This window comes from Shimia sp. MIT1388, from assembly GCF_047124445.1.
GTDB lineage: Bacteria > Pseudomonadota > Alphaproteobacteria > Rhodobacterales > Rhodobacteraceae > Shimia.
In genome coordinates, this window is record NZ_CP138921.1 from 3,560,133 (window position 1) to 3,585,867 (window position 25,735).

The window sequence follows — 25,735 nt, forward strand, 5'->3', positions numbered from 1 at the left end:
GAGAGGACACCATGCAGGAATTGCCAGGAATCGTGATCACAGGTGTATCAGGCCGGATGGGGCAGATGCTGATCAAGACGGTGTCCGAAAGTGACAAGGTGCGTTTGGTGGGTGCGGTTGAGCGCGAAGGCCATGATTGGGTTGGCCGGGATGTGGGCGAAGCCATGGGCGGCGCGGCGCTGGGCGTGACCGTGACGGACCAGCCGCTGGAGGCCTTTGCCAAGGCGCAGGCGGTGATTGATTTTACCGCACCAGCAGCGACGATTGCCTTTGCGAAGCTGGCGGCACAGGCTCGTGCGGTGCATGTGATCGGCACCACAGGTATGACCGAGGAAGATATCGCACAGTTGGAGCCATGCGCGCGTCACGCGGTGATTGTGCGGGCCGGTAACATGAGCCTTGGCGTGAACCTGTTGACCAAGCTGACCGAAAAAGTGGCTGCAGCTCTGGATGAGGACTTTGATATTGAAGTCATCGAAGCGCATCACCACCACAAAGTGGATGCTCCAAGCGGCACCGCTTTGATGCTTGGCGAGGCGGCTGCTGAAGGGCGCGGTGTGGATTTGGTGGATGTGTCTGATCGGGCGCGGGACGGCATCACCGGCGCGCGCAAGAAAGGGGACATCGGCTTCTCTGTCATTCGTGGTGGCGACATTGTTGGCGAACATGATGTGCTGTTCGCGGCCGCTGGGGAGCGCATTGTGCTGCGCCATCAAGCGACGGATCGGGCGATTTTTGCCCGCGGCGCGGTGAAGGCGGCGATCTGGGGGCAGGATCAAAAGCCCGGTGAGTATGATATGTTTGACGTATTGGGGTTGTAAGAATCCCTTACCAATACAGCGCAAAACGTCCTGTGACGTTTTGCGCAGCTTGCGCGATTGGCATTCTCGCGTTGCTGTGATCAAATTGGTTGCAGTCAAAATGCCCAATAAAATCAATCGCTCGGCGGTTGATGTCCGCCGCTGAGAGCGCCCGGAGATATGATGCATCCAATCCAGATGCATTTTTTGTTGGCAGGTCAGAGACGTTGTGTTCTTATGCCGGCAAACAAAAACTTAAATGACCATTTAAAAAATGACCAACAGGGAGAAGACCATGACGACGTTTTTGAAAGCCGGACTGTCGGCGCTTGCGGTATCCGCGGTGGCCATGTCGGCACAAGCGGCAGATCTTGGCGCGACCGATGAGCCCATCAAGCTGGCGCTGAACGAATGGACCGGCCAGCACGTGACCACGCATGTTGCCGCAGAGATGCTGCGCGCGGCGGGTTACGAAGTTGAGTTTGTGACCGCAGGTATGCTGAACCAGTTCCAGGCGATTGCGGATGGCGACATTCACGCGACTTTGGAAATCTGGTCTTCCAACGTGTCCGACCAGTACGCCGTGCTGAAGGGCGAAGGCAAAGTGGAAGAGCTGTCCGATCTGGGCCTGGCGGCCCGTGAAGGCATTGCCTATCCGGCGCACGTTGCAGATCTGTGCCCAGGCCTGCCTGCGTGGGAAGCACTGAAAGAGTGCGCGATGAACTTCGCAACCGCTGAAACCCTGCCAATGGGCCGTTTGGTGGACTACCCAGCGGATTGGGGCACCCCTGGCGCGGATCGTATGACTGGTTTGGAACTGCCATTCAAAGCCGTCCCTGCAGGGTCCGAAGGTGCTCTGATTGCAGAGCTGCGCGCGTCTACCGAGAAGAAATCCCCGCTGCTGATCACCTTCTGGCAGCCACACTGGGCGATGTCGGCCTACGACGTGAAGTTTGTCGATCTGCCTGCGGGTGAGGACGCCTGCTTCACCGATCCAGCATGGGGTCCAAACCCAAATGCGATCAACGATTGTGACTTCTCCGCAAGCCGCATCTTCAAAGCCGGTTGGCCTGGTCTGAAAGACAAGTGGCCTGCCGCGTATGAAATCCTGGTGAACTATCAGCTGGCGGTCGAAGATCAGCAGCCAATGATGGGCGCCGTGGATGTGGACGGTCAGAAAGTTGAAGAGGTAGTGTCCGCGTGGATGGGTGAAAACGAAGCCAAGTGGAAGTCGGTTGTCGACGCCGCAACCAAGTAAGACTTCATGACTGACAAGAACAGCACCGCTCCGGCGATTGCCGTCGAAGACCTCTGGCAGGTCTTCGGCGAAAACGCCGCCCCGGCTCTGCGCGATGCGCGCGGGGCTGGAGATGACAAAGCTATTGCCAAAGAGCTTAAGGACAAGACCCTTATTCCTGCCGTGCGTGCGGCGAATTTTGAGGTCAAATCCGGTGAACTCTTTGTGATTATGGGGCTTTCGGGCTCTGGAAAATCGACTCTGATCCGCTGTATTTCGCGGCTGATTGAGCCGACAGCCGGGTCGGTGCGCATTGACGGTGAGGACATTCTTCAGGCCAGTGACAAACGCCTGATTGATCTGCGTCGTCACAAGCTGGGCATGGTGTTCCAGCATTTTGGATTGTTCCCGCATATGTCGGTGGCCGACAACGTGGCCTTCCCGCTCAAAATGCAGGGCGCAGGCAAGGCCGAGCGCCGCGCACGAGCTTTGGAGGTGTTGGAACTCGTGGGGCTGAAAGGCCGCGAGGATACCTACCCACGTAACCTGTCCGGGGGGCAGCGGCAGCGCGTCGGCATTGCGCGGTCTCTGGCAGTGAACCCAGACATCTGGTTCCTGGATGAGCCATTCTCTGCGCTGGACCCGTTGATCCGTCGCCAGTTGCAGGACGAGTTCCTCAACATTCAGGCGACCCTGAAAAAATCCATTGTTTTCATCACGCACGACATCCAGGAGGCCCTGAAGTTGGCCGACCGGATTGCGATCATGCGCGATGGCGAAATTGTGCAGATTGGCACGCCGGAAGAGATCGTGCTGCATCCAGTGGATGACTATGTCGCCGAGTTTTCCAAGGATGTGCCTAAGGGGCGGCATGCCTGCGTTGAGTCCATTCTTATGGATGGTATTCCGGACAACATGCCGGATGATCCGGGCATCAAAGTGGGCATGACGCTGGATACTGCCCTGACCAAATGCATGGAGCTCTATGAGCCAGTGCCGGTAAGAGATGCGGCGGGCAAAGTGATTGGTGCCGTGCATCCGCATGAGCTGGCCAACGCCTTGCAGGCGGAAGAGACATGAGCGCGACGGAGGCCGTGTCAGCTGGTGCCGGACGCAAGTTGGCGCTGACACGTGGCAGTCAGGCGGCGCTGTTTGTGCTGGCGATTGCTTTGGTTTGCCGCCTGCTTGGGGCGCAGTTTGAGTGGCTGGTGAAATGGCCTGCAGCCTTGACCGTGCCGATGACCGACTGGATGACCTTTCTGGTGGGCGGTTTTCTTGATGTTTTCAAACCGATAGCCCGGACTTTCACCTTTTTGGTAAGCTATCCCATGGAAGGGGTTGGCTGGCTTCTGAACGCCTTGCCCTGGCCCATGACCGTGGCGCTGGTGACCGCGCTGGGTTGGATCATTGGTGGGCTGCGCATGGCAGCGCTGGGCTTCTTTGGGCTGATGTTTGTGGTGTTCTCCGGCTACTGGACTGAGGGCATGAACACGTTGGCGCTGGTCGCGGTTTCGGTGCCTTTGGCGCTTTTCCTTGGCACGGCGATTGGCATTGCGGCGTTTGAGTTTCCCCGTGTGAAAGGCGCGGTGAACGCACTTCTGGATGTGATGCAGACGGTGCCAACCTTTGCTTATCTCACCCCCCTGCTTGTGCTTTTTGGCTTTGGGCCTGTGGTGGGCCTGATCGCATCGGCGATCTATGCAGCGCCACCTATGGCACGAAATGTGCTGTTGGGGCTTGAGCGCGTGGACACGGAAATCCGCGAAGCGGCGGTGATGTCTGGTGGCACACGGCGGCAGCAGTTGTTTCTTGTGGAACTGCCGGCGGCGACGCAGCAAATCATGATTGGCGTTAACCAATGTCTGATGGCGGCGCTGTCGATGGTGATCATCGCGGCGGTGATCGGTGGCTTTCAGGACATCGGTTGGGAAGTGCTGCTGACCATGCGCAAGGCGTTGTTTGGACAGGCCTTTTTGGCGGGATCTGTGATTGTGGTGTTTGCCATCATCATTGACCGCATGTCCGCCGCTTTGGCGGAGCCGCGTCCGCAGCAGGACCGCAAAGTGGCTTTTGGCATTCTCGGCGCTGGGCTTTTGGTGACGCTGTGGTCCGTGTTTGCGGGCTGGTCGCCAAGCGGATTTGCGGCGCTAGACGGCGTGGCGGCTTGGGTCGATACAGGTGTCGGTAGCTTCACAGGGAACCACGGCGCGACGCTGGATACAGTCAAAAACACCTCCATGTTCTACGGGCTTTTGCCGCTGCGGATTGGCCTTGCAGAGGCGGTGTTGCCCTTCACCTGGGGCTTCCTGTGGACCGCGAAACACACGGCTATGCTTTACGGCGTGGCGGCGTTTATCTCATTGATTTTGATCCTGAAAGGTCGTGTGACCGCGGGGCTGGTTGTGATGATCCTGGCCTATGTGGCGGAGATCGGTATTGCGCATCTGGCCTGGCCGGTGGTGATCTTTGGCGCAGGCGCAATTGGCTGGGTTGCTGGCGGGTGGAAACTGGCGCGGCTGGCGGTGATCCTTCTGGGGTTGGTGCTGATTTCCGGCCTGTGGGAGCGGGCGCTGTTGTCTCTGTATCTGTCGGGTGCGGCGGTGTTTGCCTGTGCCATCGTCGGCGGCGCCTTAGGGCTGTGGAGCGCTATGAGCAGCACGGCCTGGGCGATCATTCGACCGATTTGTGATCTTCTGCAAACCATTCCGTTATTTGTCTTCCTGATCCCGGTGCTGATGTTCTTCCAAATTGGGGAATTCTCAGCGTTTCTCGCCATTTGCATGTATGCCGTGGTGCCGATGATCCGCTACACGCGGCATGGTTTGACCAGCACGCCAGATGAAATTCTGGAGGCGGCCACGGCCAGCGGGGCAGGCAAGTGGCAGACCATGTTTGAGGTGCGTGCACCCTTTGCGGCACCGACCATTCTGCTCGGTTTGAATCAGACCATTCTCTATGCTTTTGCCATGTTGGTGATTGCCGCGCTGATCGGCACCACTGGGCTGGGACAGTCGATCTATCTGGCGTTGGGGCAGGCTGATGTAGGCCTTGGCATCACGGCTGGGGCAGCGATGGCGATCCTGGCCCTGGTAGCGGATCGCTTGGTGCAGGGCTTTGCCGAAGAGCGTCGGCAGGCGCTTGGTCTCTAAAGAAAGGCGAATCGGGGGTAACACTCCGACTCGCTTCACTTTTTGCCTTTCGGTATCGCGGCTGTTTTGCGTCGGTATCGCGTCGGTGCGATTTTGCGCAAAGGCCGTTGTAAACAAGGCGTGCGCTGTTGCGATTGAGTGGACCTAAACGTGGCGCGCGCCCTCAGGGCGATGGGCGCAACGGTTTCCGGATTTGCAATACTGTGCCGGGCAGGACACACTTGATCTTGGTGGAACACTGCCCAGAACGGGCGGTTGAGTGGATTTTTAAGATTTCGGGGGGATTGTGCATCAATGCCAAGTCCTAACGAGTCCAGTGGTATGACCTACAGAATAGCCCCGGATGTGATCCGGGTTGCCACCGGTCGTGTTTGCGGCAGCCAGGTGTTTCAACTGGCCAGGCAGCAGGAACAATTGCTTCGGTTTATGGTGGACGAAGACCTCGCCGGTCGCGCGAGACAGGGCAGTCGCGAAGCGGTGATCGCGGAATTCTATGCCGATCGGGCGGAAGAGGACGCGGCGCAGAAACTGGCCTGGGCGATGGCGCGCCTTTCCGAGAAACTGGCGGAATACTACCTTGAGGAAGGCGCGGATGACCCGATCCGGATCTTTGTCGATCCGCGCAGCTGTGGGTTGCGGTTTGAGATGTGGGATGCGCGGCCGATACCCCGCGACACAACCGGCCCCAAGACCTCCATGCGGATGCTGATCCTGATCGGGGCGTTGATTGCTTCGGCCATTGGCTGGGTGGTGATGGAATTGACACCGACGGGCGTGGTGGAGGGGCCGCAGGAAGATTGGCCCAAGGATGTCTCTGATCTGGTGACAGCGGACGTTGCCTTGCCGGTGGATGTGGAGGGCATGTCTGCCACGGAACTGGTCGAAGCCGCGCGCAGCTATATGTATCCAAGTCTGGATTTTGAGCGGCACAAGGTGGCGATCGTGCTGTCCAAAACCGCGATCGACCGCGATCCTGAATTTGCCCGGGGCTATGCCACGGCGGCGATGTCGATGGCGGTTATGGCGGATTTGACCCGTGGCGGCGGCCTGTCGCGTCGCTATTTGCAAGAGGCGACATTGCTGCTTGAACAGGCCATGGTTCTGGCGCCCGAGGACAGTTGGGTGATGGCAACTTCGGCGCAGGTTGCCTTGGCGTCTGATGATTATGAATTGGCGAAAGAACGTGCCCTTGCCGCGTATGAGGCCGGTCGAGATGACGGCTATGTTGCCCATACTTATGCGTTGATCGCGCATTTCTCGGGACGGTTTGAGGATGTGGTGGTGGCCAATGCGCCCGAAAATGTTGCCGCGTCAGATCCGATCCGGTTGGTGCGGGAACGGGTCTATGGTTTTGCGAGCTATCACCTGGGCGCTTACGAGACCACGATAGAAGTGGTGGAAGGCACTTTGCAGGCGGGGCTGGAGCATAATTTTGCCAGCCTGTTGTATTTGGCAAGCGCCTATCAGGCCGTCGGGCAACAGGCGCAGGCGGAAGACATGGTCAAGCGTATCGAAGCCGAATGGCCCAGCTTGCGCACCGATGTGGTGGCGAACATGTTCTTTATGGATCCGCTTGATTGGGAGAAGCAAAAGGCGCATCTCCGGGCGGCTGGCATGAAATTTGCCAATTAGGCCTGAGTTAGAAGTCTATCGCGATGCCCTTTTTCTCCCAGTCGCCGTAGCGCACCGGTTCTGGACCGTCGCGGCCGCCAAGTTCGGTGGGCAATTCCAACTCTTTGGCCTTCTTGCGGCGCTCTTCGGCCTCGGCCAGCGCGCGTTTGGCGGCTTCGGGCAGGTCGTCGCGGATCTCGGGGGTGTCCGTCATGAGAGGGTTCCTTTCAGGCTTATGCCTTGATATACGCGCCCGTCCGCTGTTCTCAACCCCGCAAGGAATGTCTGTATGTCCAAATCCGGTTACCAAGCCCGCCGCAGTGCCGTGCATCTGCTTGATCAGGTCATGGACAAGGGGCGGCTGTTGTCGGAGGTGATTGGCGGCGGGGCATTGCAGAAGCTGGCGCCGGAAGACCGCGCGCGGGCGCAGCGGTTGGCGACCGAGACCCTGCGCAATCTGGAGCGGGCCGATCGGATTTTGCAAAAGCATTTGAAGAAGACCCCGGCGATCACGGTGCACAATGTGCTGCGCATGGCGACGGTGGAGCTGTGTCAGGGCGGGGCTGCGCACGGCGTAATCAATGACGCGGTGGAGATTGTTGCCAAGGGCAAGCGGACCGCGGGCATGAAAGGTCTGACCAACGCGGTGCTGCGCAAGGTTGCGGACAAGGGCGTCGAGGAATGGGAAAAGCTGCGGGTGCCGCGCTTGCCCAAGTGGCTGCGCAAACCGCTGGCGCAGGCCTATGGCAATGAGGCGATGCTGAGCATTGAAACGGCACATTTTGCCGGGGCACCGCTGGATTTGACCGCCAAGGATGATGCGGCAGCGGTGGCCGAGGCCGTGGGGGGCGAGCTGCTGCCCACCGGATCGGTGCGCTTGCAGGACGCCGGACAGGTCACGGCGCTGGAAGGATTTAAGCAAGGCGCGTGGTGGGTGCAGGATGCGGCGGCGGCGATTCCGGCGCGGGTGTTGAATGCGCAGCCGGGCGAGAAAGTGCTCGACCTCTGCGCGGCGCCTGGCGGGAAGACCATGCAGGTGGCGGCGGCTGGGGCCAAAGTCACAGCGGTGGATGACAATCCGGCGCGGATGGAGCGGCTTCAGGAAAACATGAAGCGGGTACAGCTCAAAGCCAATGTGGTGGTGGGCGATGTGATGGCGCAGGAAGGTCAGTATGACGCGATCCTGCTGGACGCGCCCTGTTCGGCCACAGGCACCATTCGCCGCCACCCGGATTTGCCCTTTGCCAAAGATGGCAGCGAGTTTGGCGATCTGATTGGCATGCAGGAAGTGTTTTTGGATCACGCGATTGGCCTGCTGAAACCTGGCGGGCGCTTGGTGTTCTGCACATGCTCGCTGTTGCCGGATGAAGGCGAAGTGCAGGTCGAAGAGGCGGTGGAGCGCTGGGCGGATGTGACCGTGGATCGCGACGCCGTGTTGGTGGACGGCGTTGATCCGGCCTGGGTCACGGAAGAAGGCGGCCTGAGGTTGCGGCCCGATTATTGGTCGGACAAAGGCGGCATGGACGGGTTTTACGTGGCTTTGCTGCGCAAGGGTCAGTGAGCTTTTGCCGGTGAAACAGGCTGAGCCGATTCAATCGGTGACTCAGCGCTAACACCTCGCTACACTCGCGCCAAACGCCAGAGAGCGTAGAGGCAGAGTGGATGTCCAAACCAGAAAGCATATCGGCGCGCTGGACACGGTTTAATCACCGTGTGGCGGCGCGGATCAGCACCCGTGCGCGGCCCGCGACGGGCTTCACCAGCATGCCGGAACCACGTACCATTGGGCTGTTTGCCCGGGGCAAGCAGTTGGTGGCGGGCAATTTCCTGTTTGCGGGTCATTTGATCAGCGCGCCCAAGACGTCGATGTGGGACATCAACGTGCCCGATGATGTCTTCGCCGAGGAGCAGCACGGCTTTGCCTGGCTGGATGATCTCGCCGCTGTTGGAGACATGCCTGCACGGGAGCGGGCGCAGGAATGGGTCTGGCGCTGGATTGACCGCTACGGGCGTGGCTCCGGGCCCGGCTGGATCCCGGATTTGGCAGGGCGTCGGCTGATCCGCTGGATCAGCCATGCGATCTTCCTGCTCAGGGCGCGGGATTCGGCGCAGTCTGAGGATTTCTACCGCTCGCTGGCACAGCAGACGATTTTTCTCTCCAAACGCTGGCACAAAACCGTGCCGGGTTTGCCACGGTTTGAGGCGCTCACCGGCCTGATCTACGCGGGGTTGGCGCTGGAAGGTATGGCGCAGCATGTGGAACCAGCGCTCAAGGCGCTCGATAAAGAATGTGAGCGGCAGGTGGATGAGGAAGGCGGGATTCCGACCCGCAATCCCGAAGAGCTGCTCGAAGTGTTCACATTGCTGACCTGGGCTGCGACAGCGCTGAAAGAAGCGGGGCGCAAGCCGTCGGCGATGCATATGCAGGCGATTGAGCGCATTGCGCCCACCTTGCGCACCTTGCGTCATTCCGATGGTGGTTTGGCGCGGTTTCACGGCGGTGGTCGTGGCATGGAAGGGCGGCTGGATTCCGCACTTGCGGAAAGCGGTAACAAAACACGGCAGGCAGATGGTCTGGCGATGGGCTACGCGCGGCTGTCAGCCGGGCGCACCAGCGTGGTGATTGACGCCAGTCCGCCGCCAACCGGACCAAGCTCGCTAAATGCCCATGCGTCGACCTTGGCGTTTGAACTGACCAGCGGGCGGCGGCCTTTGGTGGTGAACTGCGGCTCTGGTGCGAGTTTTGGTGAAGATTGGCGCCGGTTTGGGCGGGCGACGCCGTCCCATTCCACGGTTACGATTGATGAACTGTCGAGCGCGCGCCTTGGGCAAGAAGGGCGTGGTTGGCGCGAAGAGCAGCTGGTCGATGCGCCCAAAGACGTGCCGATTCAGATGAGCCAGGCGCCGGATGGGTTGCGGTTTGAGGGCGGGCACGACGGGTATATCGCGTCGCATGGCTTGACCCATGCGCGGACGTTGGAACTGACCTTTGATGGACGTGGTATGGCGGGCGAAGACCTGATCATCGCGATGGAGGATTCGGCCAAGCGGCGGTTTGACAAGGCGATGGATGAAGGCGCGCTGCAGGGAATCCCCTTTGAAATCGCGTTTCACTTGCATCCGGAGGTCGATGCCTCGCTTGATATGGGCGGTGCGGCGGTGTCGATTGCGCTCAAAAGCGGCGAACTTTGGGTGTTCCGACACGATGCGATTGCCAAAATGCGGCTTGATGCCAGTGTTTTCCTCGAAAAAGGGCGATTAAAGCCACGTGCGACCAAACAAATCGTTCTATCTGGCGTGGCAATGGAGTATGCGACCCGCATCCGGTGGTCGCTGAGCAAAGCGCATGAGACCAATGTGGCAATCAGGGACCTGAACCGGGACGAAATGGATTTGAACACCTGAGCCCAAGGACCCTATCCCGATGAGCGACCTCCAGCCTATTCGCCGCGCCCTGATTTCCGTGTCTGACAAGACCGGTCTGATCGACCTCGCCAAAGCCCTTTCAGACCGCGGCGTGGAACTGCTCTCCACCGGCGGGTCCGCCAAAGCGATGCGCGATGCGGGGCTGGATGTGAAAGACGTGTCCGAGGTCACCGGCTTCCCGGAGATGATGGACGGCCGCGTGAAGACGCTGCATCCGAAGGTGCATGGCGGTCTGCTGGCGCTGCGTGACAATGACGATCACATTGCGGCGATGGATGAACACGGCATCGGTGGCATCGACCTGTTGGTGGTGAACCTTTATCCGTTTGAAGCGACCGTTGCGGCCGGTGCGGATTATGGCACTTGCATCGAGAACATCGACATTGGCGGCCCGGCGATGATCCGTGCGGCCTCCAAGAACCATGGCTTTGTAAACGTGATTGTGGACGTGGAAGACTACGCGCCGCTTCTGGCCGAACTGGACGCCAACGACGGTCAGACCTCTTATGCGTTCCGTCAGAAGCAGGCGCAGATCGCCTATGCGCGCACCGCTGCCTATGACGCGGCCGTGTCCACCTGGATGGCAGAGCAGCTGGCGCTGGAAGCACCACGCCGCCGTGCCTTTGCTGGCGAAGTGAAACAGACCCTGCGTTATGGCGAGAACAGCCACCAGAAAGCAGCGTTTTACACCGATGGCTCCGGCCGTCCGGGCGTGGCGACGGCGACCCAGTTGCAGGGCAAAGAGCTCAGCTACAACAACATCAACGACACCGACGCTGCGTTTGAGCTGGTTTCCGAGTTTGATCCAGCGGTGAGCCCGGCGGTGGCGATCATCAAACACGCCAACCCCTGTGGTGTGGCCGTGGGCGCAACCTTGGTCGAAGCTTACCAGAAGGCCTTTGACTGTGACCGCACATCCGCGTTTGGCGGCATTGTGGCGCTGAACCAGCCACTGGACGCAGAGACCGCCAGCAAGATCGTGGAAATCTTCACCGAGGTGGTGATTGCGCCGGGTGCGTCTGAGGAAGCCAAGGAAATCTTCGCGGCGAAGAAAAACCTGCGTCTGCTGTTGACCGATGGTCTGCCTGATCCACGCGCGCCGATCACCGCCTATAAGCAGGTTGCCGGTGGTGTGCTGGTACAGGACAAAGACGTGGGCTACGTCGGCAAAGACGATCTGAAGGTGGTGACCAAAGTCGCGCCGACTGATGAGCAGCTCGACGATCTGTTCTTTGCTTGGAAAGTCGCGAAACACGTGAAATCCAACGCGATTGTCTACGTCAAAGGTGGCGCGACCGTCGGTGTTGGCGCGGGTCAGATGAGCCGTCTGGACAGCGCCAACGTGGCCGCATCCAAAGCGCAGCGCATGGCGGACGAACTGGGCATGGACGAAAGCCCCGCCAAAGGTTCTGCTGTGGCCTCTGATGCTTTCTTCCCGTTTGCGGACGGTCTGCTGGAAGCGGCTGCGGCGGGTGGTACCTGTGTGATTCAGCCGGGTGGCTCCATGCGCGATGAGGAAGTCATCAAGGCGGCGGATGAGGCTGGTCTGGCGATGGTCTTTACCGGAATGCGTCACTTCCGTCACTAAAAGTGACCTCAAAAGCAAACGGCCTGCGGTTGGAAATGCTCTGATCGCGGGTCACACCCTTGTTGCGCCGCCCAAAAGTGGCGTAGCATGGGCGCTAACAATCAAGGCGCAAGATTCTGGGGACAACACGGAACGGCGCACGAGGCAGACAGGCAGAGAAGGAGACGCGACGTGATGCGTCTTGTGTTTTGGGCAGGCTTTTGGGCCTTCATCACCGATCAGGCGAGCAAGTTTCTTGTGCTCAACGCGCTGAACCTGCGCGAGGTGATGCATATCGAGATTTTTCCGCCGTTTCTGCAGTTTCACATGGCATGGAACCGCGGCATCAACTTTGGTCTGTTTTCCGACAGTCCAGCGGCCGCCAAATGGGTGCTGATTGCGCTGGCCTTTGTGATTTGCGGCTTTGTGCTGCATTGGGTGCGCAAAGATCCGCCGGGCAAATGGGGCATGATCAGCGCCGGTTTCCTGATTGGCGGCGCGCTCGGAAATGTGATCGACCGGCTGCTTTTTGGCGCTGTGGTTGATTTTCTCAACATGTCCTGCTGTGGGATTAACAATCCTTATGCGTTTAACCTCGCGGATGTGTGGATCTTTGCAGGCGCCATCGGCTTGGTGGTGTTTGGGGGCAAGAAAACTGAGGCGTGACCTTCCTGTCAGGATGCGCTAAAGCTGTGCCCAAGTTTCGTGGAGTGGGGCAAATGAAGCTTTTGCGTCTTTTGATTTTGGGAGTGGCTGCTGTGGGTTTGGCGGCCTGTTCGGGCAGCAAAACGCTGCATTCCAACGCACCAAGTGGCGAAGGGCCGGATGAATTTACCATCATGCCCGCCAAAGAACTGACCCAACCTCAGGATTATGCGGCCCTGCCTGCGCCCACGCCGGGGGGCGTGAACCGCACCGATCAGGACCCGTTGGGCGACGCGGTTGCGGCACTGGGCGGCAAAGCTTCCGCGCGCAGCCCCTATAACACTGGCATTCCCGCCAGCGACGGCAACCTTGTGAACTACTCGTCCCGTTTGGGGCGTGAGGCCAACATCCGGGCCACTGTTTGGGCGGAGGACGAAGAGTTCCGGCGCAAGCGGGGGCGCGGTACCTGGCTGCGGATCAGCAAAAAAGGCCTCTATGAGGACGTCTACAAACGCCAAGCACTGGACTACCGCGATGAGTGGTGGCGCTGGAAGCGCGCCGGCGCGCGGACCCCTGCGGCACCGGTGCAGTAAGATTGCCGGCACGAATGTGCCTAATATCGCTCACAAATTCGTTTGATCCCTTGCAGCGCCCCTTCGGGGGCGTAACTATTTGTACAAGCCTGTTTTGAGGAGGTTATTGGATGTTGCGACGCTTTGTCTGTGCGCTTGCGATGGGGGCCGCGATGGCGCTGCCCGCGCAAGCGGAGGATCAGGTCACCGATTTTATGCTGGAGAACGGCATGCAGGTGGTGGTGGTCGAGGATCACCGTGCGCCGGTGGTGATGCATATGGTCTGGTACAAGGCGGGCTCTGCCGATGAGAAGCCCGGCGTGTCCGGCGTGGCGCATTTTCTGGAGCATCTGCTGTTTAAGGCCACCGACAAGCTGGAATCCGGCGAGTTCTCCGCCACTGTGGCGGCCAACGGTGGGCGGGACAACGCCTTCACCAGCTACGACGTGACTGCCTATCATCAACGGGTTGCGGCGGATCGGCTGGAGCTGATGATGTCGATGGAGAGCGACCGGATGGTCAATATCCGGCTTGGCGAGGAGGAAATCCTGACCGAGCGCGATGTCATCATAGAAGAGCGCAACCAGCGGGTGGAGAACAACCCAGGTGCGCTGTTCCGCGAGCAATTGAACGCGGCGCAGTATCTGAACCACCGCTATGGCATCCCGATCATCGGCTGGCGCCACGAGATGGAGGCCTTGGGGCTGGAAGATGCGCTTGACTACTACGGGACATATTACGCGCCCAACAACGCCATCCTGATTGTAGCAGGCGATGTGGAGCCGGAAGAGGTCAAGGCTCTGGCGGAGCAATACTATGGTGTGATCCCGGCCAATCCGGACCTGCCAGAGCGGGCGCGGCCCAGTGAGCCGCCCCAAACCAGCGCGCGACGGATGGAGTTTTACGATGCGCGCGTGGCGCAGCCCTATGTGACGCGCTCTTACCTCGCACCAGAGCGCAACCCCGGCGATCAGCGCGGCGCGGCGGCGTTGACCTTGCTGGCGGAATTGCTGGGCGGCGGGCAGACCTCTGTGTTGAGCCAGAAGCTGCAGTTTGAGGACAAGAACTCGATCTATGCCACCGCCTGGTATCGCGGCACCTCGCTGGATGCGACAACGTTTAACCTGCTGACCGTGCCGGCACCGGGGATTGAAATGCAGGAGGCCGAAGATGCGATGGACGCAGTTGTGGCGCAGTTCATGGAAACCGGTGTGGACGAGGCGCATCTGGAGCGGATCAAGATGCAGCTGCGCGCCAGCCAGATTTATGAACGCGACAATGTGGACAGCGTGGCCAACCGCTATGGCCGGGGGCTGACGTCGGGTCTGACGATTGCCGACATTCAGGCTTGGCCAGAGATTTTGCAGTCGATCACGCCCGAAGAAATCATGGCGGCGGCGGAAATGATCTTTGACCGGAAAAAGTCGGTGACCGGCTGGCTGTTGACAGAAGAGGAGGCGGCGCAATGATCCGTGCTTTCATCACATGCGTAACGCTGTTTGTGGCTGTGCCTGCCTGGGCGGAGATCAACATCAAAGAAGTCACCTCACCGGGCGGCATCAACGCCTGGCTGGTCGAAGAGTCGTCGATCCCCTTTGTGGCGCTGGAAATCCGGTTTAAGGGCGGCACCTCGCTCGACGCAGAGGGTGCGCGCGGCGCAACCAACCTGATGGTCGGCCTGTTGGAAGAGGGCACCGGCGACATGGACGCGCAGGCCTTTGCCAAGGCGAGCGAAGAACTGGCGGCGCAGTTTGGCTATGATAGCCATGCCGATGCGGTGTCGATTTCCGCCCGTGTGCTGACCGAGAACCGCGATGAGGCGCTGGCCTTGCTGCGCAAATCCTTGGTGGCGCCGAGCTTTCCGCAGGATGCGCTGGACCGGGTGCGTGAACAGGTGCTCTCCGGATTGCGGTCTGATCTGAAAGACCCGGATAAGATCGCCGGCGCGCGGATGGCGGAGATCATCTACGGCGATCACCCCTATGGCAGCGCGGGCGAAGGCACGATTGAGAGCGTGACCCACCTGACGCGCGAGGACATGATCGCCGCGCATAAAGGTGCGATGGCCAAAGACCGGTTGTTTGTTGGCGTAGTGGGCGACATCACCGCCGAAGAGCTGGGGCCTGTGTTGGACACGTTGCTGGGCGACTTGCCAGAGACCGGAGCACCGATGCCGGGCCCAGCGAAAGTGGACATCATGGGCGGCGTCGATGTGGTGGATTTTGACACGCCGCAGTCGGTGGCGATGTTTGCCCAGAACGGCATTGACCGCGACGACGAGGATTTCTTCGCCGCCTATGTGCTCAACACCATTTTGGGCGGCGGTGGCTTTGAAAGCCGTCTGATGGAGGAAGTCCGGGTGAAGCGTGGGCTGTCGTATGGGGTCTACAGCTACATTGTGCTGCGCGATCTGGCGAACGTCTACATGGGCAGCGTGTCTTCGGCCAATGACCGCGTGGCGCAGGCGATTGAGGTCATTCAAGACGAATGGGCACTGATGGCCGCCGAAGGCCCGACAGAGGACGAGGTTGCGAAAGCCAAGGCGCTGCTTACCGGGGCCTATCCGCTCCGGTTTGACGGCAACGGCGCGATTGCGACAATCATGGTTTCCATGCAGATGGACAACATGCCCATCGACTACATCGCCACCCGCAACGACAAAGTGGATGCGGTCACAGTGGAAGACGTGAAACGCGTCGCCGGAGAGCTTTTGACGCCGGAGAAGTTGCAATTTGTGGTGGTGGGCAAGCCTGAGGGGCTTTGAGGGCTGTCACTGATTATGAGATGAGGCGCGGGAGGTGAGAGCCTTTCGCGCTTTTTTGACTCTTTGGGTTGATTTGTATTGTGGTGCATTCCCTAAAAAGGCGAATGTAGGTGGGGCAGAACAGGCTTGAGAGCGAAGACAGTATGACATCATCAAACATTGTCGCGGCGACGGAGATTCCCCGCGAACACCTGCGGGAGGCCATGAATGTGGCCTTTTCGGATTACGCTGTGCCCATGCAATTGACGCAGGACGCCTTTGACAGGCTGTTGGCGCAGCGGGGGTTTGTTCCGGAGGTTTCACGGGTTGCGATGCTCGATGGTGAGGTTGCCGCCTTTTGGCTGGTTGGGCGACGCGGTGACGCAGCCTATCTCATCTCCAGTGGCACACGCCCTGCGCACCGCGGCAAGGGGCTCTCCACGGAGATTGGGCTGGCCGTTTTGGCGGGGTTGCGCGGCAACGGGGCGACGTCGCTTCAGATGGAAGTGCTTGAAAACAACGTTGTTGCCCAAAGCCTGTACAAACGGTTGGGCCTGACACAGCACCGCCAATTGGGGTGTTGCCACATCATGCCGCCAAAGGATGTCCCGCCAAGCGTCTACAGCATTGTCACGCGTCCGTGGTCGGAAACTGCGGCCTTTGCGGAAAGCGCGCAGGATTGGGCACCATCCTGGCAGCACAGTTCGGAGTCGCTTGCGGCTTTAGGGGAGGACGTGATGTGCCTGTGTGCCGAGAAGGGTCAGCAGGTTATTGGCTGTGTGGCAGTGATCACGTCCACGCTCACAGTGGCGCAAATTGCGGTGGACCCGCGCTTTCGCAGGCAGGGCGTCGCCCGTGCCTTGCTGGCGGCGTGTGGTGAAGCGTTGGAGGCGGAGGAGCTGCGGCTGATCAACTTTGACACGGGCGATGCGGGTTTTTCCAGCTTTGTGCGCACGTTGGACACGCGGCCACGGGTTGGCCAGTTTGAGCTGCACATGCTGCTTTGAGGCAGTGGTCTGTTGTCAGATTTCCCCCAACAACCGCCGGATTCGCCCTTCCCAGTCATCCTGCGCGCGGCCGGATTTGCCCATGGCTTGAAAGCCAAAATAGAGGTGCAGGATCATCTCGGCCAGATCTGCGCGGTGGGTCGGGGACAGGCCGACGTCACGCACTTTCAGCACGCCGAGAATCCCCTCTTTCAGGCGGTCCGCCATTTCCTGGGTTTTCTGCGCAACCTTGGGGTTGTCCGGCGCGACCTCGACCATGGCGTTGCAGATAAAACAGCCGTGATCGGCGGCGTCTGAAAGTGTGAACATCGGCATCAGGCAGGTGGTGGCGTCAGGCGCGTCACAGGCCTTGAGGGCGGCGAGATTGGCGCTCACGACCTCCTCGTCATAGCGTTCCAGCGCGTGATAGTAGACCGCGCCTTTGTCGCCAAACGCCTTATAAAAGCTGCCTCGGGTGAGTTTCATCGCGCGCAATAAGTCCGGCAGATTGGTGGCTTTGTAGCCCTGACGCCAGAACACACGCATCGCGCCGTCCAGCGCTTTGGCAATGTCAAATTCTCTGGGTCTGGCCAAGGATTTCCAACCTCACGCTCGTGTCACGCTCAGTTGATTTGTACCATTTGGTTCCGAATTGTAAATAGAGGGCAGTTAGGAACTGATTGGTTTCTAATTTATCGAGTTAACAAAGGAACCTCCCCAATGACCCTTTTTAAATCCCTGATCACCGGTGCCGCGCTGTCCGTGGCTGTAGCGACATCTGCAATTGCGGCCGGCGTTGAACTGAACGCGTCCTCCACTGGCCTGGCGCTGCAAGGCTATGACCCGGTGGCCTATTTCACAGAAGGTGCCCCAACCAAGGGCAGCTGGAAAATCACGTCCTCTTACAATGACGCGACCTACCGTTTTGCCACTGAGGAGCACAAAGCGGCTTTTGAAGCCGATCCGGAAGCTTACCTGCCGGAATATGGCGGATACTGTGCATTTGGTGCGGCGATGGGCTTCAAATTTGACGGTGATCCAAACCACTGGAAAATCGTTGACGGCGAACTGTTCCTGAACATTTCCCAGGACGTGCAAGAGCGTTGGGTCGCGGACATTCCGGGCTTCATTGAGAAGGCCGATGCCAACTGGACCAACATCGCAGACAAAGATCCGGCCAGCCTGCAATAAGGCAGCAAGCCACCACTCCCTTGGCCGTTGGCCCTCACCGCGCAATCGGTGGGGGCCTTTTTGTGATCCGGCCAATGATTGACGCGGTGTGCGGCTTTGTCTAAGAGGCAATTAACCGTTGGGGTGTCCTGCGTGGCAGGGCTGAGAATCGCAAATGCGTAAACCCATCGAACCTGATCCGGGCAATACCGGCGGAGGGAACGGTGTCAAAGACGATGACGTTTTGCCTGCGCGGAATCCCGTTTCGAACTGGGAGGCGTCACGTATGGCCCATATCGCTTTGACAATTGCAGGCTCCGACAGCGGGGGCGGCGCGGGTATTCAGGCAGATTTAAAGGCGTTTTCGGCGCTGGGCACCTTTGGCACCAGCGTGATCACGGCGGTGACGGCGCAGAACACGCAGGCGGTGACGGCGGTGCACCCGATCCCGTTGGACGTGGTGCGCGCGCAGATTGATGCGGTGTTGTCTGATATGGACGTGGGCGCGATCAAGATTGGCATGCTGGCCACGCCGGAGATCATCCACTCAGTGGCCGATGCGATTGCGGACTTCACCGGTCCGGTGGTGCTCGACACGGTGATGGTGGCGAAATCCGGCGACAGCCTGTTGGCCGAAGAGGCGGTGATGACGCTCCGCGATGTGCTGGTACCACGGGCCACGGTGATCACGCCAAACCTGCCGGAGGCGGCGGCACTGCTGAAAGAAGAGTTTGCCACAAGCGAAGAGCAAGTCGTGGCACAGGGGCAGGCGTTGTGTGCGGTGGGGGCGCAGGCGGTGCTGATGAAAGGTGGTCATGCGGTTGGGGACATCTGCCACGACTACCTGATGACCTACGAAGGCACGCAGCTGGAGCTGACTGCGCCGCGCAAACAGACCAAAAACACCCATGGCACCGGTTGTACGTTGTCGTCGTCAATTGCCGCGGGGCTGGCCAAAGGTCTTGCGCTGCCCATTGCGGTGAAAGAGGCGCACGAGTACCTGCAAGGGGCGATTGCCGCTGCTGATGATTTGAATGTTGGTAAGGGCCACGGGCCGTTGCACCATTTCCACCGGGTTTGGAAAGCGTGACGCTCTATTCCGTCATAGGCGCTGGCGTTGCCGGCCTGGCTGTGGCCACGGAGCTTGCGGAGCGCGGCGCCGAGGTGCAGGTGTTTGACCCGGCTGGCCCACCCGGCCCACATGGCTGCAGCTGGTGGGCGGGCGGTATGTTGGCGCCGTGGTGTGAATATGAAAACGCCGAGGAGCCTGTGCTGCGGCATGGGCAAGAGGCGATTGGCTGGTGGTCGGCGCATACCAACGTGACCAAAGCGGGCACGCTGGTTGTCGCCAACAAGCGCGACCTGCCAGACATGCGCCGGTTTGCACGGCGCACTGAAGGGTTTGCCGAGATTGGTCGCGAGAAAGTGGCCGCGTTAGAGCCTGATTTGCATGGTTTTGGGCAGGGGCTGTTCTTTGAAGACGAAGCCCACCTTGATCCGCGCAAAGCCTTGCAAGACCTCTATCGCGGCTTGGCAGACAAGGGCGTGACGATGCACAAAAAGATCGCGCCAACCAACCTTGAGAACGCGATTGATTGTCGGGGTCTGTCGGCGCGGGAATACCTCTATGATTTGCGCGGTGTGAAAGGCGAGATGCTCATCATCCGCGCGCCGGATCTGGAGATCACGCGACCCGTGCGCCTCCTACATCCGCGCATTCCGCTTTACATCGTGCCGCGTGGGGATGGTGTTTACATGCTGGGCGCGACCTCGATTGAGAGCGAAGACAGCAGCCGCATCACCGCGCGCTCGATGCTGGAACTGCTGAGTGCTGCCTATGCGCTGAACCCAGCTTTTGGCGAGGCGGAGGTGCTGGAAATCGGTGTCGACCTGCGCCCAGCCTTCCCGGACAACCTGCCGCGCATTCGCCGTCTTGGACGGACGATTTACGCCAACGGGCTCTACCGCCATGGCTATTTGCTGGCCCCTGCGCTGGCCAAAGGGGTGGCCGATCTGGCGCTTCACAACATTCATTCGGAGATGGTCGATGAAGATCGTGCTTAACGGAGAGGCCCGCGAGGTGGCGGCCGGGGACTTGGCTGGGCTTTTGGCCGAATGTGGCTTTTCGGGGCGCGTGGCGACCTCGCTGAACGAGGAGTTTGTGCCTGCCGGTTTGCGCGCGGCGCAGACATTGGCCGATGGCGACCGCGTCGAAGTGGTCGCGCCGATGCAGGGGGGCTGAGCGATGGGCAAGACGTTTTACGGCGTGGAGCTGCCAAACCCGCTGATGCTCGGCACGGCGCAATATCCCAGCCCGGCGATTTTGGAAGAGGCGTTTCGCGCGTCTGGGGCCGGGGTTGCCACGGTGTCATTGCGACGCGAGGGCGCTGGCGGTGCTGGCCAGACCTTTTGGCAAATGATCGCGGATCTGGATGTGCTGGTGCTGCCCAACACGGCAGGCTGTCATACGGTGAAAGAGGCCGTAACCACCGCGCATATGGCGCGGGAGGTGTTTGATACCAAGTGGATCAAGCTGGAGCTGATTGGCCACACCGACAGTTTGCAGCCGGATGTTTTCCAACTGGTGGAAGCTGCGCGCATTCTGTCCGAGGACGGCTTTGAGGTGTTTCCTTACACCACCGAAGACCTGATCGTGGGCGAGCGTCTGCTTGAGGCTGGTTGTGAGGTTCTGATGCCTTGGGGCGCGCCGATTGGCTCTGGCCGTGGGTTGAACAACACTTACGCACTGCGGGCCATGCGGGCGGAATTCCCCGACGTGCCTTTGGTGGTGGACGCAGGTATCGGCCTGCCGAGCCACGCAGCAGCAGCAATGGAACTGGGCTTTGACGCTGTTTTGCTCAACACCGCCGTTGCGCGCGCTGGCGATCCCGTGGCGATGGCAAAGGCGATGATGGCCGCCGTGGAAGCGGGGCAAATGGCTTGTGAGGCGGATCCTATCGAGGCCCGCGACATGGCTGAGGCGTCCACACCGGTCATTGGAAAGGCGTTCCTGTCATGAGCCTGCACAAGTTCTACCCGATCTTTGATGATGTGAGTTGGCTGAAGTGTATGTTGCCGCTTGGCATCAAACTGGTGCAATTGCGCATCAAGGACGCCTCTGATGAGCACGTACGCGCGCAAATCACTGAGGCTCAGTCACTGTGTCGCGCGCACGACTGTGTGCTGGTGATCAACGATTATTGGCAAGCAGCGATTGATCTGGGCTGCGACTGGATTCACCTCGGGCAAGAAGATCTGGACGATGCTGATCTCAAGGCCATTCGTGTGGCGGGCATCAAAATGGGCGTGTCGACCCATGACGATGATGAGCTGGAGCGCGTGCTGGCGATGATGCCGGACTATGTCGCGCTTGGGCCGGTCTATCCGACCATTCTGAAAAAGATGAAATGGCACCAACAGGGCCTGCCGCGCGTGACCGAATGGAAAGCGCGTGTCGGTGATGTGCCGCTCGTGGGCATTGGTGGCATGTCGGTGGAGCGGGCGCCGGGCGTATTTGAGGCCGGGGCGGACATTGTCTCTGCTGTGACCGACATCACCCTGAATGACGATCCAGAAGAACGCGTGCGCCAGTGGCTGGAGGTCTGCAAGTGAGCCGCTATGCGCGCCAAATGATTTTGCCCGAGGTGGGCGCAGATGGGCAGGTGGCGCTGACCACGGCCCATGTGTTGGTCATTGGCGCGGGCGGTCTGGCGGCGAGTGCGCTGCCTTTGCTGGCAGGAGCTGGCGTCGGGCGCATCACCATTGTCGATGGCGACACGGTGGAGCTGTCCAACCTGCACCGACAGACGATGTTCACCGAAGCGGATCAAAGCCAACCAAAGGCCGAGGTGGCGGCAGCAAGGTGTCAGGCGATCAATGGCGAGATTTCGGTTGAGGCCGTGGTGGCCAAGCTGACCCCAGCGAATGCGTCCACGCTGCTGGAAGGTGTCACTTTGGTGATGGATTGCGCCGACAGCTATGCGGTGAGCTACACGTTGAGCGATCTGTGTTTGGGAGAGAACATCCCGCTGATCACCGGCTCCGCCTTGGCGCTGTCGGGCTATGCGGCAGGTGTGTGCGGCGGTGCGCCGTCGTTGCGGGCGCTGTTCCCAGAGGCTCCGGAAAGCGGCGCGAGTTGTGCGACAGCAGGCGTGATGGGGCCGGTGGTGGCCTTGATCGGCGCGATGCAGACGCAGATGGCGCTGGCCGTCTTGATGGGGCATCAGCCAAGCCCGCTCGGGCAGATGGTGCAGTTTGACGCGCGTTCCATGCGTAGCGCGCCGTTTCGGTTTGACACTGCACCGGAGCCAGAGACGGCATTTGGCTTTGCCTCCCCTGAGATGCTGACCGACGCAGACACAATTGTCGAGCTGCGCGGCACCGAGGAAGCGCCAGAGCCTGCCCACCCGGACGCGATCCGCCTTTTGCCGGATCAGTTGAAAGAGAATTTGCCAATCGCCGAGGGGCGGCTGGCGTTGTGCTGTGCAACGGGGCTGCGGTCCTGGCGTGCGGCGGAATTCACCCAAGAGATTTGGCCCGGCGAGATTGTTCTTGTCGCGGCATCTGCTTCTTAGAACGAGAGGAAACGTGATGAAGCACCTACTCGCAGCTGTGGCTCTGATGGCCGCAACCCCCGCCATGGCGGCGGACAAGATGACCCTTCTGCTGGATTGGTTCATCAACCCTGACCACGGCCCGATCATCGTGGCCGCAGAAAACGGCTACTTCGAAGAAGTTGGCCTTGAGGTCGAGATTGTGCCTCCTGCCGATCCGTCCATGCCACCGCGCCTTGTGGCCGCTGGTCAAGCCGATCTGGCGGTGTCTTACCAGCCGCAACTGCACCTGCAGATCCACGAAGGCCTGCCGCTGAAGCGTGTGGGCACGCTGGTGGCGACCCCGCTGAACTGCTTGCTGGTTTTGGAAGACGGTCCCATCAAGACCCCTGCGGATCTGAAGGGTAAGAAAGTTGGTTTCTCCGTGGCGGGTGTGGAAGAAGCCGTGCTGGGCGCTGTGCTGGGCAAATATGGCGTCTCCACCGACGACATCGAGCTGGTGAATGTGAACTTCTCCCTGTCCCCATCGCTGATGTCCGGTCAGGTGGATGCCGTGATTGGCGCGTATCGCAACTTCGAGCTGAACCAGATGGACATCGAAGGCCGTCCGGGCACCTGCTTCTACATCGAAGAAGAGGGCGTGCCATCTTATGACGAGCTGATCTATGTGGCCAACCCAGACACCATGGATGCGGACAAAGTCGCGCGTTTCATGGCGGCGACCGAGAAAGCGACCCAGTACATCGTGAACAACCCGCAAAAGAGCTGGGAAATCTTCGCTGGCACTTCCGTAGAGCTGCAGGATGAGTTGAACGAGCGCGCATGGGCCGACACGCTGCCACGCTTTGCCCTGCGTCCAGCAGGCTATGACGCCGGTCGTTACGTGCGCTTTGAGCAGTTCCTCAAAGACAGCGGTATGATCCCGTCGATCAACCCGGTTGAGGCGATCACCATTGACGTGACCGCCCCGGCGATGAGCCAATAATGAGCGCGCAAACCTACGGCCGTGCCTTTGCGCTGATGCGTGAGGCGGCAGGCGAGGCATGGCGGGCGTACACCCGCCATGCCTTTGTCGAAGGGCTGCGCGATGGCTCGCTGCCGCGGGAGGCGTTTCTGCATTACCTGCGGCAGGACTATGTGTTCCTGATCCACTTCTCCCGCGCCTGGGCGCTGGCGGTGGTGAAATCGGAAACCCATGAGGAAATGCTCGGCGCGGTTGCCACTGTGAACGCTCTGGTGGCGGAAGAAATGCAGCTGCATGTCGGTATCTGCGAGGCCGCAGGTATTCCGCAGGAAGAGCTGTTTGCCACACCGGAGCGGGCGGAAAACCTGGCTTACACACGCTATGTGCTGGAGGCGGGCTATTCCGGCGATCTGCTTGATCTGCTGGCGGCGCTGGCACCCTGCGTGATGGGTTATGGTGAGATTGGCGCGCGGTTGGGCGTTGAGAAAACCTCTGACACCTACGCCGATTGGATCAACACCTATGCGGGCGAAGGCTATCAGGGCGACTGTGTGGCCGTGGGGCAGCTGCTTGATGGCGCGTTGGAACGTCGCCTTGGCAAGGACTTTGAAAACAGCCCGCGTTTTGCCGCGCTCTGTGACAAGTTCCGTATGGCGACCGAACTGGAAGTGAACTTTTGGCAGATGGGCCTGACCCCATGACAAAAACGCCCGGCATCACCCTTGAAGGGCAGGCCTTAATTGAGGGGCGGCAGCTGTTTGCGCCGCTCACACTGTCCTTGGATGCCGGGCGCTGGACCTGCCTGTTGGGCGGGTCGGGCGTGGGGAAAACCACGGTTTTGCGGCTGATGGCGGATTTGCCAACAGGCGCGAGTTTTGACGGAAAGATTACGGCCACAGACGGCGCGCCGGTGGCCGACCGCATTGCCTATATGGCGCAGGATGACCTCTTGCTGCCTTGGGCTACGGTGGAGAAAAACATTTCTTTGGGCGCGCGGTTGCGCGGGCAAAAGGCGGATGCGGCGCGGATGGCGCAGTTGCTGGAGCGCTGTGGCCTGCAAGCCCATCGGGGCAAGAAACCCAGTGAACTCTCCGGCGGGCAACGTCAGCGCGTGGCACTGGCGCGTACGCTGATGGAAGACAAGCCCATCATCCTGCTGGACGAGCCATTTTCGGCGCTGGATGCGCAAACGCGCGCGGCGATGCAGGATTTGGCGGTCGAGCTTTTGGATGGGCGTACGGTGATGGTCGTAACCCATGATCCGGGCGAAGCGGCACGGCTGGGCCACGCGATCCATGTGATGACCTCCGCAGGTTTGACAGCGGTGGCCCCACCGAAAGCTGAGGTGCCACGGGCGGTAGAAGCACTTGAAACACTGACCTGCCAGTCAGACCTGCTGAAACTTCTGATGGGGCAAACGGCATGAAGGTATTCCCAGCCGTTGCGGCCACGCTCTTTGCACTCACAGTTTGGCAGGTGATTGTCTCCCTGACCGACTTGCCGCGGTTCATTTTGCCGGGACCGGCGTTGGTGGCAGAAACTTGGTGGACCAACCGCTGGGTGATTGCCGAACACACGCTGGTCACGGCCAAAGAGGTCATCATCGGCCTTGCCATTGGCACGGCGCTGGGCATCGTCACGGCTTTGCAACTCGCCACATCAAAAACTGCACGCATGTTGGTGCAGCCGATCTTGGTCTTCACTCAAGCGCTGCCGGTGTTTGCCTTGGCACCCATTCTGACCCTCTGGATGGGCTTTGGCCTGTGGTCCAAGATCGCCATGGCGGTGCTGATCATCTATTTCCCGGTGACCTCGGCCTTCTTTGATGGCCTCATGCGCACACCGCCCGGCTATCTGGATCTGGCGAAAACCATGCAGGCCAGCCCCAGCCGGATCTTGTGGCACATTCGCGTACCTGCAGCCTTGCCCAATCTTGGGGCAGGGGTGCGGCTGGCAGCGGTTTATGCGCCTATTGGCGCTGTGATCGGCGAGTGGGTCGGGGCGTCCCAAGGCCTTGGCTACCTGATGCTGCTCGCCAATGGGCGTGCCAAAACCGACCTGATGTTTGCCGCCATGCTGACCCTCGGCGTGCTCTCGGTGTTGCTCTATGTGATGGTTGCCAAACTTACCCGTCGATTGGGGGATCGGGAGGCCTGATCTGACGGGGTGCGGGTTCAAACCCAAAGCGGTTTGGGTGGTTTTCAGATAATTTGCAACAAAATCGGATATTCTCGACTGAATTGCTCCGGAAAGGGTGTGTCTTAAGACTACTTTAACCACCTGCTGGCACTGATTTTCCGGTAGATTATTTG

The 25,735-nt window shown here is 60.0% G+C and carries 26 protein-coding genes and 1 riboswitch; of the genes, 24 read left to right on the forward strand and 2 right to left on the reverse strand.

Annotation, left to right across the window (positions count from 1 at the left end; translation table 11 throughout):
• The first annotated feature begins 11 nt into the window (after nucleotides 1–11).
• The 5 genes from dapB (at nucleotide 12) to SIB92_RS17545 (ending at nucleotide 6,818) form a co-directional block, all read left to right on the forward strand.
• Nucleotides 12–821: a 4-hydroxy-tetrahydrodipicolinate reductase gene (gene dapB, locus SIB92_RS17525; RefSeq protein WP_412553247.1), complete on the forward strand. Its 810-nt coding sequence runs from the start codon at nucleotides 12–14 to the stop codon at nucleotides 819–821.
• Nucleotides 822–1,095: 274 nt separating this feature from the next.
• A complete protein-coding gene (locus SIB92_RS17530) occupies nucleotides 1,096–2,058 on the forward strand; it encodes an ABC transporter substrate-binding protein (protein WP_412553248.1) in 963 nt (320 codons plus the stop codon).
• Between the two features lie 6 nt (nucleotides 2,059–2,064).
• On the forward strand, nucleotides 2,065–3,117 hold the full coding sequence (locus SIB92_RS17535) for a quaternary amine ABC transporter ATP-binding protein (RefSeq protein ID WP_412553249.1): 1,053 nt from the start codon (nucleotides 2,065–2,067) through the stop codon (nucleotides 3,115–3,117).
• Nucleotides 3,114–5,186 (forward strand): ABC transporter permease, encoded by a 2,073-nt coding sequence (locus SIB92_RS17540; RefSeq protein ID WP_412553250.1) that lies wholly within the window; start codon nucleotides 3,114–3,116, stop codon nucleotides 5,184–5,186. The genes SIB92_RS17535 and SIB92_RS17540 overlap by 4 nt, the downstream gene beginning before the upstream one ends.
• A 321-nt stretch (nucleotides 5,187–5,507) precedes the next feature.
• Nucleotides 5,508–6,818, forward strand: coding sequence for a hypothetical protein (locus SIB92_RS17545; RefSeq protein WP_412553251.1), 1,311 nt, complete (start codon nucleotides 5,508–5,510; stop codon nucleotides 6,816–6,818).
• A gap of 7 nt (nucleotides 6,819–6,825) precedes the next feature.
• On the opposite strand, the gene SIB92_RS17550 is transcribed toward SIB92_RS17545, so the two are convergent.
• Nucleotides 6,826–7,011: a DUF1674 domain-containing protein gene (locus SIB92_RS17550; RefSeq protein ID WP_412553252.1), complete on the reverse strand. Its 186-nt coding sequence runs from the start codon at nucleotides 7,009–7,011 to the stop codon at nucleotides 6,826–6,828.
• Nucleotides 7,012–7,086: 75 nt separating this feature from the next.
• On the opposite strand from SIB92_RS17550, the gene SIB92_RS17555 reads away from it, so the two are divergent.
• From SIB92_RS17555 to SIB92_RS17590, 8 genes are all read left to right on the forward strand, one after another.
• Nucleotides 7,087–8,358: an RsmB/NOP family class I SAM-dependent RNA methyltransferase gene (locus SIB92_RS17555; RefSeq protein ID WP_412553253.1), complete on the forward strand. Its 1,272-nt coding sequence runs from the start codon at nucleotides 7,087–7,089 to the stop codon at nucleotides 8,356–8,358.
• A gap of 101 nt (nucleotides 8,359–8,459) precedes the next feature.
• Nucleotides 8,460–10,202, forward strand: a complete 1,743-nt coding sequence (locus SIB92_RS17560; RefSeq protein WP_412553254.1) for a heparinase II/III family protein — start codon at nucleotides 8,460–8,462, stop codon at nucleotides 10,200–10,202.
• Between the two features lie 19 nt (nucleotides 10,203–10,221).
• Nucleotides 10,222–11,811, forward strand: a complete 1,590-nt coding sequence (purH, locus tag SIB92_RS17565) for a bifunctional phosphoribosylaminoimidazolecarboxamide formyltransferase/IMP cyclohydrolase (RefSeq protein WP_412553255.1) — start codon at nucleotides 10,222–10,224, stop codon at nucleotides 11,809–11,811.
• 174 nt (nucleotides 11,812–11,985) lie between these two features.
• Nucleotides 11,986–12,456 carry a signal peptidase II gene (gene lspA / locus SIB92_RS17570; protein WP_412553256.1) on the forward strand — a complete coding sequence of 157 codons (471 nt, stop codon included), beginning with the start codon at nucleotides 11,986–11,988 and terminating at the stop codon, nucleotides 12,454–12,456.
• 53 nt (nucleotides 12,457–12,509) lie between these two features.
• A complete protein-coding gene (locus tag SIB92_RS17575) occupies nucleotides 12,510–13,028 on the forward strand; it encodes a DUF3035 domain-containing protein (protein WP_412553257.1) in 519 nt (172 codons plus the stop codon).
• 110 nt (nucleotides 13,029–13,138) lie between these two features.
• Nucleotides 13,139–14,476 (forward strand): M16 family metallopeptidase, encoded by a 1,338-nt coding sequence (locus SIB92_RS17580; protein WP_412553258.1) that lies wholly within the window; start codon nucleotides 13,139–13,141, stop codon nucleotides 14,474–14,476.
• Nucleotides 14,473–15,771, forward strand: coding sequence for a M16 family metallopeptidase (locus SIB92_RS17585; protein WP_412553259.1), 1,299 nt, complete (start codon nucleotides 14,473–14,475; stop codon nucleotides 15,769–15,771). The genes SIB92_RS17580 and SIB92_RS17585 overlap by 4 nt, the downstream gene beginning before the upstream one ends.
• 143 nt (nucleotides 15,772–15,914) lie before the next feature.
• Nucleotides 15,915–16,757, forward strand: coding sequence for a GNAT family N-acetyltransferase (locus SIB92_RS17590; protein ID WP_412553260.1), 843 nt, complete (start codon nucleotides 15,915–15,917; stop codon nucleotides 16,755–16,757).
• Between the two features lie 15 nt (nucleotides 16,758–16,772).
• Here the strand turns inward: SIB92_RS17590 and SIB92_RS17595 are convergent, their stop codons facing one another.
• Nucleotides 16,773–17,330 carry a TetR/AcrR family transcriptional regulator gene (locus tag SIB92_RS17595; protein WP_412553261.1) on the reverse strand — a complete coding sequence of 186 codons (558 nt, stop codon included), beginning with the start codon at nucleotides 17,328–17,330 and terminating at the stop codon, nucleotides 16,773–16,775.
• A gap of 126 nt (nucleotides 17,331–17,456) precedes the next feature.
• Here SIB92_RS17595 and SIB92_RS17600 point away from each other — a divergent pair, with 126 nt between their 5' ends.
• From SIB92_RS17600 to SIB92_RS17650, 11 genes are all read left to right on the forward strand, one after another.
• Complete coding sequence (locus SIB92_RS17600; protein WP_412553262.1) at nucleotides 17,457–17,927, forward strand: YHS domain-containing (seleno)protein; 471 nt, start codon at nucleotides 17,457–17,459, stop codon at nucleotides 17,925–17,927.
• A gap of 109 nt (nucleotides 17,928–18,036) precedes the next feature.
• Nucleotides 18,037–18,144: riboswitch (TPP riboswitch) on the forward strand.
• 48 nt (nucleotides 18,145–18,192) lie between these two features.
• Complete coding sequence (gene thiD, locus SIB92_RS17605; RefSeq protein WP_412553263.1) at nucleotides 18,193–18,996, forward strand: bifunctional hydroxymethylpyrimidine kinase/phosphomethylpyrimidine kinase; 804 nt, start codon at nucleotides 18,193–18,195, stop codon at nucleotides 18,994–18,996.
• Nucleotides 18,993–19,970 (forward strand): FAD-dependent oxidoreductase, encoded by a 978-nt coding sequence (locus SIB92_RS17610; RefSeq protein WP_412553264.1) that lies wholly within the window; start codon nucleotides 18,993–18,995, stop codon nucleotides 19,968–19,970. The genes thiD and SIB92_RS17610 overlap by 4 nt, the downstream gene beginning before the upstream one ends.
• Complete coding sequence (gene thiS / locus SIB92_RS17615) at nucleotides 19,954–20,148, forward strand: sulfur carrier protein ThiS (RefSeq protein WP_412553265.1); 195 nt, start codon at nucleotides 19,954–19,956, stop codon at nucleotides 20,146–20,148. Before SIB92_RS17610 ends, thiS begins: the two co-directional genes overlap by 17 nt.
• 3 nt (nucleotides 20,149–20,151) lie before the next feature.
• Nucleotides 20,152–20,925, forward strand: coding sequence for a thiazole synthase (locus tag SIB92_RS17620; protein ID WP_412553266.1), 774 nt, complete (start codon nucleotides 20,152–20,154; stop codon nucleotides 20,923–20,925).
• Nucleotides 20,922–21,518, forward strand: coding sequence for a thiamine phosphate synthase (locus SIB92_RS17625; protein WP_412553267.1), 597 nt, complete (start codon nucleotides 20,922–20,924; stop codon nucleotides 21,516–21,518). The genes SIB92_RS17620 and SIB92_RS17625 overlap by 4 nt, the downstream gene beginning before the upstream one ends.
• On the forward strand, nucleotides 21,515–22,480 hold the full coding sequence (locus tag SIB92_RS17630; RefSeq protein WP_412553268.1) for a HesA/MoeB/ThiF family protein: 966 nt from the start codon (nucleotides 21,515–21,517) through the stop codon (nucleotides 22,478–22,480). Before SIB92_RS17625 ends, SIB92_RS17630 begins: the two co-directional genes overlap by 4 nt.
• Before the next feature lie 16 nt (nucleotides 22,481–22,496).
• Nucleotides 22,497–23,444 carry an ABC transporter substrate-binding protein gene (locus tag SIB92_RS17635; RefSeq protein WP_412553270.1) on the forward strand — a complete coding sequence of 316 codons (948 nt, stop codon included), beginning with the start codon at nucleotides 22,497–22,499 and terminating at the stop codon, nucleotides 23,442–23,444.
• Entirely contained in the window at nucleotides 23,444–24,124 is a 681-nt protein-coding gene (locus SIB92_RS17640; protein ID WP_412553271.1) for a TenA family protein, read from the forward strand. The genes SIB92_RS17635 and SIB92_RS17640 overlap by 1 nt, the downstream gene beginning before the upstream one ends.
• Entirely contained in the window at nucleotides 24,121–24,849 is a 729-nt protein-coding gene (locus SIB92_RS17645; protein ID WP_412553272.1) for an ABC transporter ATP-binding protein, read from the forward strand. The genes SIB92_RS17640 and SIB92_RS17645 overlap by 4 nt, the downstream gene beginning before the upstream one ends.
• Nucleotides 24,846–25,580, forward strand: coding sequence for an ABC transporter permease (locus SIB92_RS17650; RefSeq protein ID WP_412553273.1), 735 nt, complete (start codon nucleotides 24,846–24,848; stop codon nucleotides 25,578–25,580). Before SIB92_RS17645 ends, SIB92_RS17650 begins: the two co-directional genes overlap by 4 nt.
• Nucleotides 25,581–25,735: the final 155 nt, after the last annotated feature.